This window comes from Ruminococcus sp. NK3A76, from assembly GCF_000686125.1.
Lineage (GTDB): Bacteria > Bacillota > Clostridia > Oscillospirales > Ruminococcaceae > NK3A76.
Map to the genome: position 1 here is coordinate 2,933,899 of NZ_JMMA01000002.1, position 17,915 is coordinate 2,951,813.

Consider the following 17,915-nt stretch of genomic DNA (forward strand, 5'->3'; position numbering starts at 1 on the left):
TGTGCCGCCTTATCTTACAATTATGCCAAGCTCGTTGAGCAGCCACAGGAACGGATCCTCAACACGCTTGGGAACTATCGCCGGGACATTGCCCCGCTCGTCTACATCAGCGCCTATTGCCGAGAAAGCAAAGAAATTGACGTTTGTGAAATTCTGTCTTAGCGTGACGATGAAGTTTTCATATCCCCACGCTGCGAGCAGACCTTCTATCTCCAAATTTACATTCTCGCAGTCCATTTTCTGAAAGCCCTTTGAAAAGTGGGGGCTTGGCTGCAATATGCTGCTGCCCTCGTCGGGGCGGAGCATGGGGGAATTCTCTATCAGATCCCACTTTGAAAAGCCGACTGCGAGAGGTATCTTTATCCTGCCTGTAGAGCGTGTGTGGTTATGAATAACTTCAATGGTGTTTTGCAGTATCGTCTCATACGACACATCTCTGTCAGTCTCCCTCAGCCTGAGCCCCCGGTTCTCCTCACGCAGGGTGCTGTTGACATATGGTATCTGCGTCGGGTCGAGCAGCAGTATTATAGCGCTCGAATGGCTTATATAGGGGGCAACATATCTCATGATGCTCTCGTTTTCAAAGTTCTCGCCTGCCGCATCGAAGAATGTGAATGTGCGCTTTCTGAGCTTCCTGTCTGTCAGGTCGCAGAGGATAGGCAGGTTTGCGCCGACGATGTTTATATTCTCAGCCGGCGGCTTTGTCGCAGGGATAGGCACGCCCTGCGCAAAGTTTTTCTCAAACTTGTTTTCATACATCTCTCTTGCCTCGGTGGTGGTGAACTGTATGCTGCACCCGAAGGCATTGAGCTTAGCACGCAGCTGTTTTAAGAGCGTGCCTACGAAATAACTCTTGCCTGTGCCTGTCGCACCGACTATGGATATGATGATATTCTCATCTGTCTTCGGCAGCGCACTGTGGCAGACAGGGCATATCTTCATATTTGAGTTATCGCCGCACTTATCGCACACCACAAAGCCGTTTTTGGGCTTGGGGTCGTTTATGATATGCGGCATACGCCTTGCTGCCGAGCCGTGTACATCGTGATACTCGCTGTAGCGTGTATCCTCCTCGAGCTTATCGGGGCTTTTGCACCTGCCCGAGTTACACCGCCACTCTATCTTAGACGGCGCAAATTTATTATAGCAGTAGGGGCATATAGTTTGTCTGAATAATGCCATAAGATCACACTTCTCCTTGTCATCGACCCTTTAGCTTGGGGCTTTTTCCCTCATCGAGCAGAGGCAGATAGCGCCCCTTCTCCTTCGGGTCTTTTACAAACACCTTGGCATACATATTGTCATGCAGCTTTACATCGCACAGCTTTGATAGGTTTATACAAAAGCTCTTTGCCTTTTCACTCACGGCAGGCACTGTGCAGAGCTCTGCGCCGAGGTCGTCGTTAACCGGTATTGCGCCCATAAGAAAGCGCACCGAAAGCTCCGGCAGCTCGTTTTCCTCGATAAATCTGACATTGAGCCTGAGCCCTGATATAACGTTGTACGAGAAGGAGTATATAAGCTCTGTCCTGCCGCTGTTTTTATACAGCGCACGGAAGACTGTGCTCTCCTCGCCGCCTGTCCTTACAAAGCCGCTGATATAGTAGTCACGCTCCTCAAGGCTCTTGATGATTATATTCTCACGCTCGTAGGCCGAGCGGTTTATCCTGAGTTTTGTGCCGTCGCTTATGCTCTCGGGGTAGCCGTCAAAGCGGTATATGACAAAGAGCATATCGGCATTCTTCGGGAACTGTTCAAGCTCGATATGAAGCGACGTGCTGTCGTTTCTGAGATGCTTTACAGGTATGAGGGGCAGGTTCTCCGCAAAGATGTTATCCCCCATTACCGCCATATTGTTTCGCACGCTCACGGCATACAGATAGCCGCTGTCGTCCTTGTCTATCGGCACCGAGTATTTGCCGGGGATTATCTCGTCTGCGTGAACACGCCTGATATCAAGCCGCTTTGACAGCTGCATGAGCGGCACGGAGCTGCCCTTTGCAAAGCATCTGCTCTCGCACAGCCAGAAGCTGATATCGCTGCCGTGCTCGATGCCGTCTGTCACGGTGATATCGTATATGCCGTTCTCAGCGCATATCGCATCAAAGCTCACCGGGCTGCTCATCTTTACCGTGAAGCCCGAACAGCACACAGGCTCGCTGCAAAAGCTCTCGCCCTGCGAGCGCACGGTGAAGAAGATATTATAAAAATACCTCGTGCCGACGCAAAGCCCTGTGTCTTTAAAGCCGCCGTCGTAGACATCTATTACACGCACGCCCTCACCGTAGCGCTTTTCGCTGCCGTGGTCAAGGCGGAAGACCTCGCACTGGGTACTGCCGCTGCTGCCCTCCCAGGAGACTTCGACTGTGCTCTCGCCGCAGACGGTAGTCAGCTCCTTTATCCTCGGGAAAAGCACTGCCGGCTCACGGCAGGCACACAGCCTGCTCTTTCTGCTGCCTCTTGCGGCATACACGGCGTAGTAATACACCTGCCCTGTCTGCGCACCGCCGTCGGAAAAGGCTCTTTCAGAGGTGCATGCAGCGACCTCTGCGCCGCCGTCGTCAGCGCTCACCGGGGGCGAGTCGGCCTTTCTGAGCACAATGTATTCCGCAGTGCCGGGCTCGTTCTGGCAGTCCCACTTTACGCTTATCCTGCCGCTGCTCTGCTCGGCTTCGGCTGTCACTCTTGCCACCTGCGAGAGCGGCATCTCGCCGAAAAGGCTGTCGATATCCGGAAAGTCGGCCGCAATCGCAGATATCTGCATAAGCAGCCTCAGCCGCCCTGCGTTTGAAGTCTGCTCCTTATACTGCTCAAAGAGCCGCTCTGCCTCGGATATCTGGTCGTTTATCTTGTTTTCAAGCACCGGGTCTGAATACCCCGGGAGCTTGGTCTTAAGTGCTTCATACTCTCTTGCCGCAGAGTAGACACGGTGCTCGCTGATAGCGCTGTTAAGGCTTTGCAGCAGCGAGTCGGCGAGCTTTTTATTTGCATCAATGACCGCACGCACCTGCGCTGTCTGCGGAAAGCCCTTCCACAGCCTGTCGGCATCGGCAAGCAGGCTCTCGGCATACTCTATGTCGAGCGACCTTGCAAAGCTCTCGGCATCGGCGCACAGGCGCTCTATCATCGGGTAGATATCGAAATTGAAGCCGCAGCATTCACGCTTGCCGGCGTAATTGACCTGCCGCCCGCACCTGGGGCAGACGAGCATAAAGCTCCTGTTGCAGCTGGGGCAGCGCTCGGGAGTGCCGCCTGACTTATCAAACGTATTCTCGCAAAACGGGCACACACCGACGCTCGGCAGCGGCTTTTGCAGGGTTATCTTCTTTTCCTCGCAGTATTCTTCAAGTAGCTGGGTGGATGCCTCCCTGTCGGCTGTCACCTCGGTAAGGCGTGTTATCATGTCTGCCTTGACCTTGGCATCTATCGCCCTTTTTGACTCCTCGACAAGCGACATGGCGCTCCAGAAGTCAGAGAATATATCCTTTATTGCGTGCCACACGAGATACTTATTATAATTCTCCTGCGAGCTTGCCTTATCGCCGCTGTCAAAGCGTGCTATCTGGTCGCACACCTTGTCAACTGCCGACTTTTCGCTGTCTTCCTTTTTGCCGCTCCAGGCCTTTTCGATATCCCTTGCAGCGGCAGCGCACTTTCTGCTGTCGGTATGCTGCGAGAAGGCAACACTCTTGCACGGAAGGTCTGACAAACGGGAATACTTTCTCAAAAACTCATAGTAATCGGCACAGCCAACTATCTGCAGCTGCTTTGCAGGGGCGGAAAATCTCACATGGCTCTCGGGCTCATAGTCTTTGAGAGTTATGCGCCTTTTTGCCTGCTGCTCCTGCTCTGCCTCTTTGCCGCCGAGCGATATGCCGAGCCTTTCGGCTATGCCCTCGGCGTATTTCAAGCTGACAGACTTTTTATACTTATACTTGCCGAGGATATTTTCTATATCCTCCTGCGATAGCACGCCGCCGAGCGATGCCGCAACAATCGAGAGCCTGTTGCCGAGGTCGTTCTCGACTGTCTCTTTGGCCTCCTTGTACACATTGCTCCAGACGGCCTTGTCGGCTGCTGCTTCCCTGATAACGCCCGAGGTGATGAACTGTGTGATCTTAGCCTTCACCTGCGTGTTGTTAGAGCTGTTCCACTCACGCTGCTTCTTGTCAAGAGCGTTGGTGACAGCGGCCATGTCAGACACCTGCTTTTCTATCGGCAATTCAATTACAAGATAATAGTTCTCCATAAGTATCCTTCTTTATCAGAGTCTTACTGCTGTATGATCTTTGCTATCCTCAGCATCATGCGGTCAAGGCCTGCTATATCCTCGACCTCTGCTAAGTCCTCACGGGTAGACAGCTCCCTTAAAAAGCCGTACTTCGCTTTTCCGAAGCCGAGGGCGACTATCTCTATGCCGTTTCGCACATACTCCTCCTTGAGCCTGAGCGCCTTCAGGTCTGCGCCGTCGTACCAGCTGCCGTCGGTGAGTATCACGGCGTATTTGAAGCCGGAGTAGCTGTATTTTCTTATCCTCGGCAGCATGACTGTCAGCGGCTCGGCGTTGGTGCCACGCCCGAGGTCTGTCTTCTTGTCTATGCTGTCGATAGCTTTTCTTATAGCTTTTTTATCCCACGTCGCATCGAGCCTTATCTTTGCTTTTTCGGCAAAGCAGGCGATGCCTATGTTTATGCGGTCGGTGTCAAACTGCTCGACGAAATCCTTCATGGCGTCCTTTGCCATTTGCAGCGGCCCTCCCTCCATGCTGCCCGAAAGGTCGAGCGCAAGATAGAGCACGCCGTCGTTTTTGGCGATCGGTGTGAGCATACTGCTCTCAGGCACGCCGTCTGTCCAGCTCATATCATCAGGCACCGGCTCCTCACGCCTTAAAAGCTGCCGCCCTGTCTCTGTCTGCACGGCTGTTATGTCGATAGTGCCGTCTACCGTGTAGCGGTAGGTTATGTCAAGGAGCGTCTTCCCTCCGGGGACGTAGCCAACGCCGCTGAAAACATACTTTTTAGCTGCCGTGCAGTCTGACGGCCTTTGCGAGTCGCCCTGCAAGAGATATATCTCCAGCTCGTTGCCGCTCATAGACACCGGCAGCTCACGCCGCTTGACGACCTTTGCTTTGCTAAGGGGGGTGTTCTTTTTTATCATGATGTCATTGACAAAGCGCCTGCCGTCTTCGCTTACGGATATCATTCCGAGCGAGTGCGCAGTCACGTCGCTTATGAATTTCGCACCACGCAGCAGCGACATATCATATGCGCTTCTGTCCTGCCCTGTAAGAAATCCTCTCGGCTGAACGCTGAGCGACCCCAGAGTCTTCACAGCGCAGTATTCCTCTGTCTGAGCCTGTATGGCAGCACCTATCGCCACCGCCTCATCAGCGTCAACGCCCTTTTGCGGCTCTCTGCCGGTCATGCGCCTTATGTAGTCGGGCACCATTTTCATCTTGGTCGAGCCGCCTACGAGTATAACGCCGCCGATATCCGTCCACCTGAGCCCTGTGTCGTCAAACATTCGTGATATCGTCTTGTGGGTGATATCGAGCAGGTCTGCTGACAGCTCCCTGAATATGCTCTCGGTCAGGCGGTATTTACCGCTGCCGCCCTCATAGGAGACTGTCACATCTGCATACTCAGACGATGACAGCAGCTTTTTGGCCTTCTCGGCCTTGACCATGAGCGAGTTATAGGTCTCCTTGTCCTCCGACGGGTCAGCGCCGAACTCCTCCTCAAACTGCTCGCACAGCCAGGTGCATATCACCTCGTCCCAGTTCTTGCCGCCGAGATAGTGGTTGCCGGCGCTTGCTATGACCTTTATCGAATCATGTGAGACATCTGCGACGGTAACGTCAAACGTACCGCCGCCAAGATCGTATATGAGTATTTTCCTTGCCTGCGGCGTATCCTTAAGGCCGTAGGCTATCGCTGCGGCTGTAGGCTCGTTTATAACGCCTATCACCTCTAAGCCTGCCTGCTTGCCTGCCCGGATAGTAGCGTTGCGCTCGGGGTCTTCAAAGTACGCAGGCACGGTTATCACGGCTCTTTTTATGTTCCTGCCGACACTTTTCTCGCACTGGGATATAAGCTCACGCAAAAACTTGCCCGAGATGCACGATGCATCCATATCCTCGCCGAAAAAGCTCACCTTGTAGCTCCGGCTGCCCATTTCGAGCTTGTAGAATGATGCGGTGTTGGGGTCTGACATTTCCGAGCGTGTCTTGGCATCGCTGCCGATGATAACGCTCCCGTCAGGTGAAAAAGCTACGACTGAGGGGGTAGTCCTCTGGCCGAGCTTGTTTGGTATGACGACAGGCGTTTTTGTGGCAGGGTCGATATACGCCACCACAGAATAGGTCGTGCCGAGGTCGATACCTACTGTCAGGCCGTCGGTGAACATCAGCTTCTTTGCTCCACAGCGTCGCTGACGATGTCGGCCTCTATCATCGCATTATGCGTAAGGTCCTTGCCTATGACGTGTACGCAGCCGTCCTCTGCGAGCGAGAGTGTGACTTCGATAGGCGAGTTTTTCGGCAGTGTGCCGTCAAGCTCGAGCATGGCTGTGCCTATCTGCAGGTCCTTGTCAACGTCATAGTATTTTTCAAAGTTATTTACCTGGAAAAGGTCTATCGGAATGAGCTTTGCGTTGTCCTCGTTAGTTCCGTATGTCTCGGAGACGGAAACAGGCAGCTCGGTGTCCTTCATTATGAGGTTGTTTATCTTAAGCTCGCCGTTTAAGTAGATGCGTATGCCTAAGCTCTTGTTGGCGACTGTGATTATCTTTGACGGCAGCTTTGCCATGATGCCGGGGAGCGTGGCGATATTCTCGTAAGTCTCTATCTTCTCGGTAGGAAGTGTAGCTGTGTCGCCCGGCACGCTGCCCTCGGGGGCTTCGCCGCTCTCGCCGAACTCAACGCCCTGGATATACTTCATAAATGCATATATAGATGCGCCCTTTGCAACGGCAGTGTTGGGCTCGTTGAAGAATATCTCAAGCTGCGGGAAGTTTTCCTCTATCGCCCTTCTCACCTGCGGCATATATGTCGAGCCGCCGACGAGAAGTATCTTTGTAAGCGGCAGGTCAACTCTGTCGATGACCTTCTTTGTGAGGGATACCGCACTTTCGAGCAGGCTCGATGTTGCATCGTCAAATTCCTGCCTTGTGATGTTTATAGCAGCCTTGTACTGACGGTCAACCTTGACAGGAACTACCGTGCTCTCAGCCTGAGTGAGTATCTTCTTGGCCTCCTCGCAGGCGATGAGAAGGTCCTGCTCAATATCGGGGTCGTATTCGTCATCAAAGCCGGTCTCCTCACGGAACTTTTCCTTTACGAGGTCGATGAGGGCCACGTCCCAGTTCTTGCCGCCGAGGTCGTGGTCGCCCTCGGTGGTGATAGTGCGAAAGCTCTTATCCTTTATCTCCATTGCAGTTACATCGAATGTGCCGCCGCCCAGGTCGAAGACGATAACATTCTCTGCCTGCTCTGATTTGTTCATGCCGTAATATATAGCCGCAGCAGTAGGCTCCTCGATGATACCGAGCACATCAAGGCCTGCTTTCTCGCCTGCCTCCTTGGTCGCACGCTTCTCGCTGTCGCCGAAATATGCAGGAACGGTTATGACAACACGCTTTACGTCTGAATTGGTGTATACCGAGCCGTCGTTGGCTATCTTTTTGAGTATCTCAGCGGAGACATCAACAGGGGTGGTGGTGTAGCTCTGGTCGGGGCCGTAGGCAAACGACTGGTCGATGCCTATCCTCGACTTTACAAACTGTATAGTCAGCTCGGGGTAAAGGATAGCCGTGTTCTTTGCGGCATTGCCCACTATCGGGTCAGAGCCGGGCTCCATTCTGACGACTGAGGGGATAGTCGATTCGCCCTCTAAGCTCTGGCAGGTGACACACTGCCCGTTCTCATCAAAATAACCTATGCAGGAATATGTCGTGCCAAGGTCGATACCAAATACATATTTTTCAGCCATTTTCTTTTCCTCCTAAACTTTATACACTACGACCTTTGCAGGGCGCAGAACTTTTCCGTTGTAGATGAATGCGTCAGACCTTGCCTCGGCCACGCAGTCACGAAGTGTCTCATCGTCGGTGGGTATTGTCTTTGAGATGCGCTGCTCCTTGTAGTCATAGCTGCTGCCGGGCTCAGGGGTCTTTATCTCGACGCCGTTGTTTATAAGCGCACCCTTTACCGAGTCGGCGTAGTAGCCAAGACTGTCGAGCTGGGTCTTAAGATATTCCTTTTCAGGGGCAGCATCGTGCTCCTCTTTTATCTCAGCCATTTCTTCGCTCAGGTCGATATAAAGCCCTATAAACTGCATCAGGAACGGCGTTGCGAGCTTGTCGTAAAAATCGTTTTTGTAGCGCTGGAGCTCGTTATTCAAGTTCCGCTCTATCTCCTCATGCACGGCTATCGCCTTGTTGCCTGCTGCTACCTGTGAGGACAGCTTTTCTATAAGCTCTGTGAGCTTTGCTATCTGCGATGACTGCTCGCTTATCCTGTCAGAAAGCTCGGACAATACGTCGGGCTCATTGGGCTCGTCAGGCTCAGCTGTTTCATTTACAGCAGTATCATCAGCCGGCCCGGTGACAGCCTCCACGGGCTGCTGCTCCGGGATATCCTCTGCTTCTTCGGGGGGGAAAACTATCTCATTTATCTCATCCATAGAGCTTTACTCCTTTCGGTCTAAATATCGCTCTCGATATACTTTGCATAATCGCCCCGGTGCTCTGCCCAGACCTGCTTATGCTTTTCTGTCATATCATTTACCGGCTCGTCACGCCACACGGTGCCGAGAGCCTTGTCTGAGCGTGTGAGCAGCCAGTGGACTATGTTGGTCACGTTTTCCGGCACGAACCTTGCCACTGCGTCCTTTGGCACATAGCCCATAGACGAGCAGGAGAAGAAATGAACGTGCTTGAAATTCTGGTCAAGCAGCATGACTGCGTTGCTCTTGTCGTTTGATACAAGGAAAGAGCGGCAGAGGTAATCCATAGTGTCGAACTTTTCCTTATATGTCTCGGGATCTGCCTTTTGCAGCTTTGCGATGGCGATAGAGCCTATGAGCGATTTGAGCTGCGGTGTATCTACCTTGTTTATAGCAACAGCTATCGGCAGGATATATTTGCCGCCTTCCTTTTTGATATTCTGAAGGCCGCTGAGCGTTTCGAGGAACACCTGTATCAGCACGTCAAAATCCATATGCCCTATATCCATGCTGCCAAGCCCGTCGGAATTGTCTATGACCGACTGCATAGAGTAGGGGTCTACCACGAACACCACGCCCTCGCTGAATGCAAAGTGGCGCAGGCGCTCCTTTGAGTTGTTTGTCTCGAAAACCTCGCCCGGCATATCGTAAAGGTGCAGATAGCGCTTGATGTCGAGTCTTTTATGGTCGATAAAGAAATTGAACGACACGACGTCATATTCCTGCCCCGGCTTGGTAGCCGTTATCGGGCGCATACCCTTGAAGCTCTTTTCTATCTCGCCGAAATTGAACTCCGTCGCTTCATCGGGGAACTCTGTTTCGATATTGAACCTCACGGCATCCTCGTTTATGAACTTATAGAGAAAAGCCGTCTTGAATGTCGTCTTGCCGACTGCAACGCCGCCTATCAGCGCTATGCCGAGGGGGCGTGAAAGCCTTGACTTATCGCTTCTTGCGCACTGGGGGCAGACGGCTGAAAGCTCCTCACGCTTTTTGCCGTCGTTGGTCTTTGAAACGGCAGTTGAGGGGAGCAGCGTGCCGCAGGTACAAACTCTGTGGAACACGCCGAATTTCGACGGCCGCAGCGACCTGTGGGGTATGCCGCACTCGGGGCAGAGGTATACAGGCAGGCGGTAGCTCTCCTTGCAGAAATCGCAGCGGTAGGATATCTTTCTAACACGGAAGAATATCCTCTCAGCCGAGACACACACTGCAAAGAACAGATGATACCCCAAAAACAGCAGCATATACCCAAACGCTATGATAAGCGTGACCGCCGCCGATGCTATACCGCCGAAGACCACCGTGCTGGCTATCATTATAGTATACAGCAAGAACGCTCCGGCCTTTTTGATGCCCTCGGCGTAGTTTATATTGCTTAAAAAATCCTGCACGGCGCTGCCGATATTTTTCCACGCATTCTTTACAGCGCAGACCATATCCTGTATAACACGCTTGTTGAAATACCCCGGCGCTGCTATCTGCTCGTAGCTTTTAAGGCTGCCGTCGTCACCCCGTGGCAGGGCGTCTTTTGAAAACTGCGGCTTGTGCTCACGGATCTTCATATCATTATTGGTGAGGATAAATGCAAACAAAAAGCATCTTATTGCATGGAACACCCCGGCTGAAATTATCAGTGCGGCGATACAGACAAGCACCCAGCCGAGTATGCCGAACGACGTCTGTGCGTGCTCGGAAGCAGTGCTGGCATACCGCTCTGCCAGTACATCTGCACCTGAAAGGACAGACCTCATAGCTTGTCATCACCTCGCAAAATAAAAGTTAAGTAACCATTTATTATTTTATCACAAAGAACAAAATATGTCAAGTTTTAACAGTATTTATATAAGAAAATGAAATAAATCAGCTATTTATCACAAATGGGACAGGGCTGATTTAGTGCTTTTCACAATGCATTATCCGGCAGGCAGGGTCGTAGTTTGTTTTGGCGTATAAAGCGTAAAATTGCTCTTGGGCAACACCGCACAACCACCGGCTTGCGCCTTTGCACGCCATACACCTGTAGGTTTTCCGTCATATCACCCAAATTCACCTCCGCATACTTTAGTATACGGAATATACGATAGTATTCCTGCGGTAAATTTAGGCGATCTGACTAAAAAACTGACAGCGTGTCTGACGCACAATGATTGTGCAGTGTTGCCCTTGTTTTTTATGCTGTAATGTGGTAGAATATAACCTGGCGACTGCCTTATGGCAACGGCAATAACAAAAGGAACGGTGACAGCTATTGGATAACGCAAAAATAATAGGCATGAGGGTGCTCATAATGTCAGTGATACTGATAATAGGCGCTGTATGCTACAAGAGAAAAATAATAACCGCCTCGGGCACAAAGCAGCTTTCGGCGGTGGAATTAAACATCGTAAACCCGCTGATGATATTCATGTCATACCAGTCGGAATACGACCCGCAGAGGCTAAAGGGGCTGCTGTGGTCATTCATGCTGGCGGCTGTCAGCTTTGCAGTGGTGATACCGCTTGCAGGGCTGCTAAAGAGAAGCAGCAATGAGAACTACGCCGTCGAGCGGTTTTCCTGCATATACTCAAACTGCGGCTTTATGGGCATACCGCTTATAAACGCCCTTTACGGCAGTGACGGTGTGCTGTATCTGACGGCATACATAACCCTTTTTAATCTGCTGGTATTTACTCACGGATATATGCTGATGAAGGAGGAGCACGATATGTCGGCTTTCAAGAAGGCTGTCACCTCGCCTACTATCATCGCTATCATAATAGGCGTGATATTCTATGTGCTGGGCATACGCCTTGCCAACATGACTGCCGTCGGCGGAGTGGTGGCAGATGCGTTCATGTTCATAGCAGACATGAACACTCCCCTTGCAATGCTGATAGCCGGCGCTACTGCGGCACAGAGCGACCTTTTAAAGTCGCTGCTCGACAAGCACATCATGCTCACGGCATTTTACAAGCTTATGCTGCTTCCTGCGTGCGTTGTGGTGCTTATACACTTTCTGCCGCACTCGCAAAACCTCATGCCGGAGCTGGTGGTCTGCATCGCCTGCGCCTGCCCTGCCGCAACCACTGGAACGATGTTTGCGCTGCTGTTTGACAAGAATGCAAAGCGGTGCTCTGAGATATTCGCCGTGACGACTATCCTTTCAATGGCGACGCTGCCGCTTATGACTGCCTTTGCAACGGCGCTGGTGTGATGATATGAATACTGATAAAGCTGTCGGGTGCTTATCCCGGCGGCTTTTTGCTTTAGGGGCAAAGTGATGCGGTTGACTTGGCAGCCTCTATTTGATATAATTATATCGGGCATCTGCTGCCGATAACAACAAAGAAGATGATAGATATGAAAATAAAAGACCTGCCGGCAAGGCTTGGCAGAAAAAGGGCTGTGGCGCTTTTGATACTGCTTTTGCTGTGCGTCGGTGCGGTGATATTTGCCGAGAATGACTATTTTCTATACGACAAGACGATAGCAGAGGTAGTCTCTGTATCGGAGGAGCTGACAGCGACCACGCCTGCGCTTATCAATTCGACCGAATACCAGTACACCCAACAGCTGACCGTAGAGATAAAAAACGGAGAACACAAGGGTGAGCAGGCGGTGATGACAAACAGGTATTCCTCCTCGCTCGTGACTGATGAGAAGTATTCAAAGGGCGACAAGCTGTTTGTCGAGGTGACAAGCTCTGACGGCACGCTGAAAGCCGTCTGCACAGGCATCAAGCGTGATGTTTACGTCGTGTGCGTCACCATGCTTTTTATGCTCACGATAATCATAGTCGGCGGAAAGAAAGGCGCTTTGTCGCTTGTGAGCGTGACTTTCAATGTGCTCATATTCGCTGCCGCTATCGAGCTCTACCACAGGGGGCTCGACCTGTTCGGGCTGTGCCTTGCGGCATCTGTTCTGTTCACAGCCGGCTCTCTCGTGCTCGTAAGCGGCGTAAACAAAAAAACTGCGGCAGCGGTAGTATCAACACTGTGCGGAACTGCCGTGACTATCGCCATAGCATACATCGTGCTTAAAGTAACAAATGGCAAAGGCGTGCGCTTTGACCAGATGCAGTATCTCATCAAGCCGTATGAGGAGATTTTCATATCCGAGCTGCTCGTGGGCGGCCTTGGCGCTATAATGGACATCTCGATAACCATGTCCTCCTCGATGTCGGAGCTTATCGGCAGAGACAGCCAAATCACATTCTCAGCGCTCAGACACTCGGGGCGTGAGATAGGCAAGGACATAATGGGCACCATGACGAACGTTTTGCTGTTTACATACGCCTGCGGCTGCATACCGCTCATAATCCTCGCATTCAGAAACGATGTGACCCTCTCGGACGTGCTCAACAACTATCTCGACTTAGAGATAGTCAGGGCATTCGTGGGCGGCATAGGAATAGTCATAACTATACCGACTGCGATATTCATATCAGCCAGAATGCTCAGAGGAACGGACAAGACCGCTCAGCCGAAAGTGGGTGATAAGTAATGGAATTCATTCTCGGGACGATACTGTTTGTGCTTATGATAGCAGTCGGCGGCAAAAGGGGTGCCAAGACCTTTGCTGCTATGTATGCAAACATCATCATACTGATACTTACCGTCTTTCTGATAGCCTGCGGCGTTAATGCTATCGCCGTGACGATAACAGGCTGTGCGGTGATAGGCGTAGTCATCCTTTTCTGGATAAACGGCATCAACATAAAGACCCTGACTGCGTTTGCTGCGATAGCGGCGGTGCTCGTGCTTCTTGCGGCGGTCATGCTGTACATCGGGTCAAGCTCACACATACAGGGCTTTGCCGATGAGAACACCGACGAGATATGCTGGTACAGCTACGACATAGGGCTCGATATGCGGCAGGTCACACTTGCCATGATGCTGACAGGGCTTATCGGCGCTATAACCGACACGGCTATCGCCATCACCTCGGCGCTTTACGAGGTATATGAAAACAATCCCGGCCTTCGCATGGGCGAGCTTTTTGTATCGGGCATGAACATCGGAAAGGACATAATCGGCACCACGACCAACACGCTCTTATTTGCATACATAGGCGAGTTCATGACGCTTGTGATATGGTTCAGGGAGTATGAATACCCCTTATCCGAGATAATCAACTCAAAGATATTCTGCCAGGATTTCTTGCAGATAGTTTCAAGCGGCTCGGGGTGCATGATAATAATACCCGTATCAGCACTCTTTATGGCATACGGGCTTACGCACAGAAAGGCTGAAAAGCCCCGGACCCGGCCAATAACTGAGACAGCTGAGAATAACGACCGGGCATGAGAAAAAGGCTGCGCAGCGTGATGCTGTACAGCCTTTTTTCTTATCTTTTCAGGAGGAGTAATATGTCTTGCTTTTTATCACATCTGAGCACCGAGCTTGGTGTTAAGGTGTGCATTCTTCATTTAAGGCAACACCGCACGAAGATTGTGCGCAAATTGCGCAGTCAGCTTTTTCGTCAGATTGCACAGATTTTCCGAAGGAATACTACCGTATTTCAAGGAAAAAATGTGTAATATGACGGAAAAGATGCAAGTAAGTTGCGTACAAAGCCTTCAGGCGGTCTTTGTGCGGTGTTGCCTTAAGCCTTGCCGCAGCAAAAGACCCCCTTGCCTTTAAAAAGCAAGAGGGTCTTGTTAGTCATCATTTATTCTTCTTCATCTTCCTCGTTATCTTCGTCAGCTTCATTAGCTTCATCAGCGCCATCGTTCGGATCTGAAAAGGTGATCTTTCCGTCATCGTCAATGGTGAATATTACAGGCTCTGTAGTAACTGTTCTGCCGTAAGCATCTTCTATGTTAAAGCCATAGAAGTAGTTCGACGCAGGAAGGTATGCATACATCAGGTCAGAATCCTCTTCCCAGACGTATTCTTCGGCTGTCTCCTCGTTGACATCGTCGTTGTCGGAATTTATAAGATAATATATCGGGGCTATCTTGTCGCCTTCTTTGAGCTTTGTTACCTCACGGGCTGCCATACCGTTTTCGTCGATACCGTCCCATATGCCTTCAAGGCTTATGCCCTCGCTGTCTCTTACTATACGAAGGTTCGTGCGCTGGCCGTTTAAGAGTATGGGCGATGTATAAACATAATGCTCTGAATCGCCGCCTGCTATGTATATTGCAAGAAGCTTTCCGTTTGGCAGTGCCAGCCACAAGCCGTCAAAATTATCTGCGACCTCGCCCGACTCCCAGTCTGTATTAACATCATACGTCTCGCCAAGCTCGACTATTGTTTCTTCATCGAGCATCATATAGATGTATGCCGAAGCGCCTGCTGTGTTGTTCAGGCCGTTCTCGTCGAGCTTGAAGCTGTATACGCCATTATCGCTGAGGGTCGGCTCCTGCTCAAAGGTTATAAGGTCGCTCTTTGTATCAAGATCATCTGCGTAATCAAAGTAGCCGGAATCCTCGTCAGAGCCGCCGTACTCCCAGCTGCCTTCGCTGTCAAAGATACCTGAGTTGCTGTATCCGTCCTCAGAATAGCCCTTTGCTATCATATCTATTATGGAGAGATAATACGGGCTTATAGTTATTCCCGAGAATACCTTAAGATCGGAAGAATCCTCTATCTTAAGCGGATAGTAGGTCGAAAGCCCTGATGCGCCGCTGTGGGCAGAACCGTTTTTGTTGTAGATCACGCAGTTTTCAAGCGCTTCGAGTGCAGCTGTGCCGTCTGCGCAGCTTGAACACTGCTTGATAATGCCGCCTATGTCCACCATGTTGGTGTAGCCTACGGATTTGTTATTGCCGCCGAAGTTGTCTGCCTTGCCGATACCTCTTACTATACCTGAGAGGCTGCTGCCGGCACTGTCAAAAAGCTCCTTTGAGAAGTCGTTGAATGCGACAGTAAACTCATCGAACTTGGAAAGATCGATCACCGAGAGCGTGCAGTCTTTTTCACGGTCGATCAAGCCGCATTCATCGTAGAAGCTGTCTGATACAACTTTTCCCAACTCGGCGCCGTCAGCACCCGGGTGCTCGGCAAGGTATGTGCCGCAGGTCGCATAGTCCCAGCCCGAGCCCGGCTCTGTTTCCTGCGAGCCGTAGAAATATCTTGCATATGATGCAAGGATATTTGCAGTCTCGACTGTACCCATAAGGCAGCAGTCAAAGCCTATGAACTCAAATTTATCGGTCATATCCTGATATACATCCGAAAAGGCAGTGTTTATCTCCTGAAGACTAAGCGAGTCATCCTCGTTGAGCTCGTCAACGCACGCACCGCTTATGCTTCCGCCGCCGTGATCCCAGAGGATAACGCCCATTTTCGCAGCAGGATACTCTGAAACGCCCCATTTGAGGAAGTCTGCAAGATTGTCGCTCGAACCCATGTTGGTATTGTCGGTCGATTCGACCAGCTCCATATTATTGTTCTGCACCACCCAGCGCTCTGCCTTCTCGTCGCCGAAATATTCGTTAGACCAATCCTTTGTGCCGCCCGTCTGCACAACAAATCTTACATTGTCGCTGGCCTGAGCTCCGATCATCTGCTTAACGTCATCGGTCGCCGAGCCATATCTGCTTTCAAGGTCTGTTCCGCAGAGGTATACGAATATCGTCCATGTGTCGGGGTCGCCCATGGGTGTTGATTTATCATCTGCACGGGTTATGGACATTTTTCCGTCCGAGCTGTTTACCGACATCGAGAGCCCTTTTACATTGCCTACATTGCCGGAGCTTTCCGATTCCGGGCTTGATTCCGCAGCAGCCTGCTCCGACGATGCGCTCTCGGAGGAGGACTCGCTGTCTGCGCAGCCTGTCGATGCAGCCATGACAAGCGCTGCAAGCCCTGCTAATAATCTTTTCTTCATATCTATCTCTCCTTAAAATACTAATTACCAATGTATTGATTATATCATATGTGAAATTCTTTTTCAAGGGGGCACATATTTGCTTTTATCAATATTTCATATATTTTTTTAACTCCGTGTTTTTGGCAAAAACAAACCCACCATCAGGTCTTCTGACAGTGGGGCTTTCCCTATCATATCCGGACACTCACTTGCCCGACAGCACAAAATCCGCTATCTTGTCAAGCGTCATCTCATCAAGCTCGGCGCAGAGTATCATTGCGGCTTCTCCTGCCTTTTCGGCAGTCAGCCCGACCCGGCTCTGAAAAAAATCCTGCAGGATAATACTTGTCGTAAAGAGCATATTCGCTTCATTGATGCCCTTTTTTGTAAGGGTTATCGGGCGGTAGGGCTCTTTGATTATCAGCCCCTCGTCTGTCAGCTTTTTCTCCATTTTCACGGTGCTTGCCTTTGCGACGTGCAGGTATTTTGCAATGTCAGTCGTGCGCACGCTGCCGCCGTTCTGGCCTAATATGTAAATGGTTATAAGATATTTTTTTTGCTGCTCTGTGAGCATTTTTGTCACTCCTTAATTCTAACCCGATTATATCACCGGATACCACAATATGTCAACGTGCGGCAGGGGCGTTTTGTAAAAAATCTATCTATTTCACAAAAATGTGGTTAGTTTATGCTAACCAATTTTGCTATTCATACAAAATATCAGCCAAAATGAATATTTTACTTGACATTGCAGAGAATAGATAGTATAATATAAGCATAGAAGTTAGCAGCTGCTAACCAGCAAAAGAAAGGGACACACCATGTCTGTAAATGATAAAAAAAGACTGGAGAGCGTGCTCGCATTTCACGCAGCACCTACCCTTATGGGCGTAAAATGCGGCAGCCTGCTCTCGCTCTCAGCGGAGGAATATGACAGAAATGAGATATCGGCGCTGTTTGAAAGCGGCAGCTTAGGGCGGTGCTCGGCACTTATCACGGGCGGTCACGCCGGGCGTATACTTGTCTATATCTACGACAGGGGCGCACTTGAAGGGCTGCTCTCAGATGATGACGTAAGAGAGTTTCTGTCGCACTGCGGCTATGAGCGGTCACTTGGCTGCGGCGAGTGTCTGGACATACTCAGCAAAAGGCTCTGCGAGCGTGATTTTCCGCACGAGATAGGCATTTTCCTTGGCTATCCGCTTGAAGATGTCAAAGGCTTTATCACCAACTGCGGCAAGCGCTGCAAGCTGTGCGGCGTGTGGAAGGTCTACGGCGATGTCGAGCGTGCGAAGGCGCTTTTTGAATGCTATGAGAATTGCAGGGTGCGCCTGTGCAGAGAGCTTGAAAACGGTAAACAGCTGCGCTCATGCGTAGCTTAATAGATGGAGG

At 50.9% G+C, this 17,915-nt stretch carries 12 protein-coding genes; 4 read left to right on the forward strand and 8 right to left on the reverse strand.

From position 1 onward, the window contains the following. Window positions 1-9: 9 nt before the first annotated feature. From CD05_RS0113575 to CD05_RS0113600, 6 genes are read right to left on the reverse strand one after another with little or no spacing between them, the layout of a single operon-like run. The gene (locus CD05_RS0113575) at window positions 10-1,182 is read right to left on the reverse strand and encodes a hypothetical protein (protein ID WP_028510939.1); all 1,173 of its coding nucleotides are present in this window, start codon (window positions 1,180-1,182) and stop codon (window positions 10-12) included. Window positions 1,183-1,201: 19 nt separating this feature from the next. Further along, entirely contained in the window at window positions 1,202-4,249 is a 3,048-nt protein-coding gene (locus CD05_RS0113580; RefSeq protein WP_028510940.1) for a hypothetical protein, read from the reverse strand. Window positions 4,250-4,272: 23 nt separating this feature from the next. Next, the gene (locus CD05_RS20045; RefSeq protein ID WP_051589031.1) at window positions 4,273-6,405 is read right to left on the reverse strand and encodes an Hsp70 family protein; all 2,133 of its coding nucleotides are present in this window, start codon (window positions 6,403-6,405) and stop codon (window positions 4,273-4,275) included. After that, the gene (locus CD05_RS0113590; protein WP_028510941.1) at window positions 6,405-7,988 is read right to left on the reverse strand and encodes an Hsp70 family protein; all 1,584 of its coding nucleotides are present in this window, start codon (window positions 7,986-7,988) and stop codon (window positions 6,405-6,407) included. The genes CD05_RS20045 and CD05_RS0113590 overlap by 1 nt, the downstream gene beginning before the upstream one ends. A 12-nt stretch (window positions 7,989-8,000) precedes the next feature. Further along, the gene (gene grpE / locus CD05_RS20050) at window positions 8,001-8,681 is read right to left on the reverse strand and encodes a nucleotide exchange factor GrpE (protein WP_028510942.1); all 681 of its coding nucleotides are present in this window, start codon (window positions 8,679-8,681) and stop codon (window positions 8,001-8,003) included. A gap of 20 nt (window positions 8,682-8,701) precedes the next feature. Beyond that, complete coding sequence (locus CD05_RS0113600) at window positions 8,702-10,477, reverse strand: hypothetical protein (RefSeq protein ID WP_028510943.1); 1,776 nt, start codon at window positions 10,475-10,477, stop codon at window positions 8,702-8,704. A 497-nt stretch (window positions 10,478-10,974) separates the two neighbouring features. On the opposite strand from CD05_RS0113600, the gene CD05_RS0113605 reads away from it, so the two are divergent. The 3 genes from CD05_RS0113605 to CD05_RS18790 all read left to right on the forward strand — a co-directional run bounded on the left by CD05_RS0113605 (window position 10,975) and on the right by CD05_RS18790 (window position 14,011). Further along, window positions 10,975-11,919 carry an AEC family transporter gene (locus tag CD05_RS0113605; protein WP_242841271.1) on the forward strand — a complete coding sequence of 315 codons (945 nt, stop codon included), beginning with the start codon at window positions 10,975-10,977 and terminating at the stop codon, window positions 11,917-11,919. 146 nt (window positions 11,920-12,065) lie between these two features. After that, window positions 12,066-13,208 carry a YibE/F family protein gene (locus tag CD05_RS18785; RefSeq protein WP_051589032.1) on the forward strand — a complete coding sequence of 381 codons (1,143 nt, stop codon included), beginning with the start codon at window positions 12,066-12,068 and terminating at the stop codon, window positions 13,206-13,208. Further along, window positions 13,208-14,011 (forward strand): YibE/F family protein, encoded by an 804-nt coding sequence (locus CD05_RS18790; protein WP_051589033.1) that lies wholly within the window; start codon window positions 13,208-13,210, stop codon window positions 14,009-14,011. The genes CD05_RS18785 and CD05_RS18790 overlap by 1 nt, the downstream gene beginning before the upstream one ends. 364 nt (window positions 14,012-14,375) lie before the next feature. Here the strand turns inward: CD05_RS18790 and CD05_RS18795 are convergent, their stop codons facing one another. Both CD05_RS18795 and CD05_RS0113630 read right to left on the reverse strand, forming a co-directional pair. Continuing rightward, complete coding sequence (locus CD05_RS18795; protein WP_051589034.1) at window positions 14,376-16,541, reverse strand: clostripain-related cysteine peptidase; 2,166 nt, start codon at window positions 16,539-16,541, stop codon at window positions 14,376-14,378. A 187-nt stretch (window positions 16,542-16,728) separates the two neighbouring features. Continuing rightward, window positions 16,729-17,097, reverse strand: a complete 369-nt coding sequence (locus tag CD05_RS0113630; protein WP_028510945.1) for a metal-dependent transcriptional regulator — start codon at window positions 17,095-17,097, stop codon at window positions 16,729-16,731. A gap of 247 nt (window positions 17,098-17,344) precedes the next feature. Between CD05_RS0113630 and CD05_RS0113635 the strand changes: the two genes are divergently transcribed. After that, a complete protein-coding gene (locus CD05_RS0113635) occupies window positions 17,345-17,905 on the forward strand; it encodes a DUF3793 family protein (RefSeq protein ID WP_028510946.1) in 561 nt (186 codons plus the stop codon). Window positions 17,906-17,915 lie beyond the last annotated feature (10 nt).

Excerpts from the sequence above, each read along its gene's own strand:
- CD05_RS0113575 (WP_028510939.1), bottom strand. The coding sequence starts at position 1,182 with ATGGCATTATTCAGACAAACTATATGCCCCTACTGCTATAATAAATTT.
- CD05_RS0113580 (WP_028510940.1), bottom strand. The coding sequence starts at position 4,249 with ATGGAGAACTATTATCTTGTAATTGAATTGCCGATAGAAAAGCAGGTG.
- CD05_RS20045 (WP_051589031.1), bottom strand. The coding sequence starts at position 6,405 with ATGTTCACCGACGGCCTGACAGTAGGTATCGACCTCGGCACGACCTAT.
- CD05_RS0113590 (WP_028510941.1), bottom strand. The coding sequence starts at position 7,988 with ATGGCTGAAAAATATGTATTTGGTATCGACCTTGGCACGACATATTCC.
- grpE (WP_028510942.1), bottom strand. The coding sequence starts at position 8,681 with ATGGATGAGATAAATGAGATAGTTTTCCCCCCCGAAGAAGCAGAGGAT.
- CD05_RS0113600 (WP_028510943.1), bottom strand. The coding sequence starts at position 10,477 with ATGAGGTCTGTCCTTTCAGGTGCAGATGTACTGGCAGAGCGGTATGCC.
- CD05_RS18785 (WP_051589032.1), top strand. The coding sequence starts at position 12,066 with ATGAAAATAAAAGACCTGCCGGCAAGGCTTGGCAGAAAAAGGGCTGTG.
- CD05_RS18790 (WP_051589033.1), top strand. The coding sequence starts at position 13,208 with ATGGAATTCATTCTCGGGACGATACTGTTTGTGCTTATGATAGCAGTC.
- CD05_RS18795 (WP_051589034.1), bottom strand. The coding sequence starts at position 16,541 with ATGAAGAAAAGATTATTAGCAGGGCTTGCAGCGCTTGTCATGGCTGCA.
- CD05_RS0113630 (WP_028510945.1), bottom strand. The coding sequence starts at position 17,097 with ATGCTCACAGAGCAGCAAAAAAAATATCTTATAACCATTTACATATTA.
- CD05_RS0113635 (WP_028510946.1), top strand. The coding sequence starts at position 17,345 with ATGTCTGTAAATGATAAAAAAAGACTGGAGAGCGTGCTCGCATTTCAC.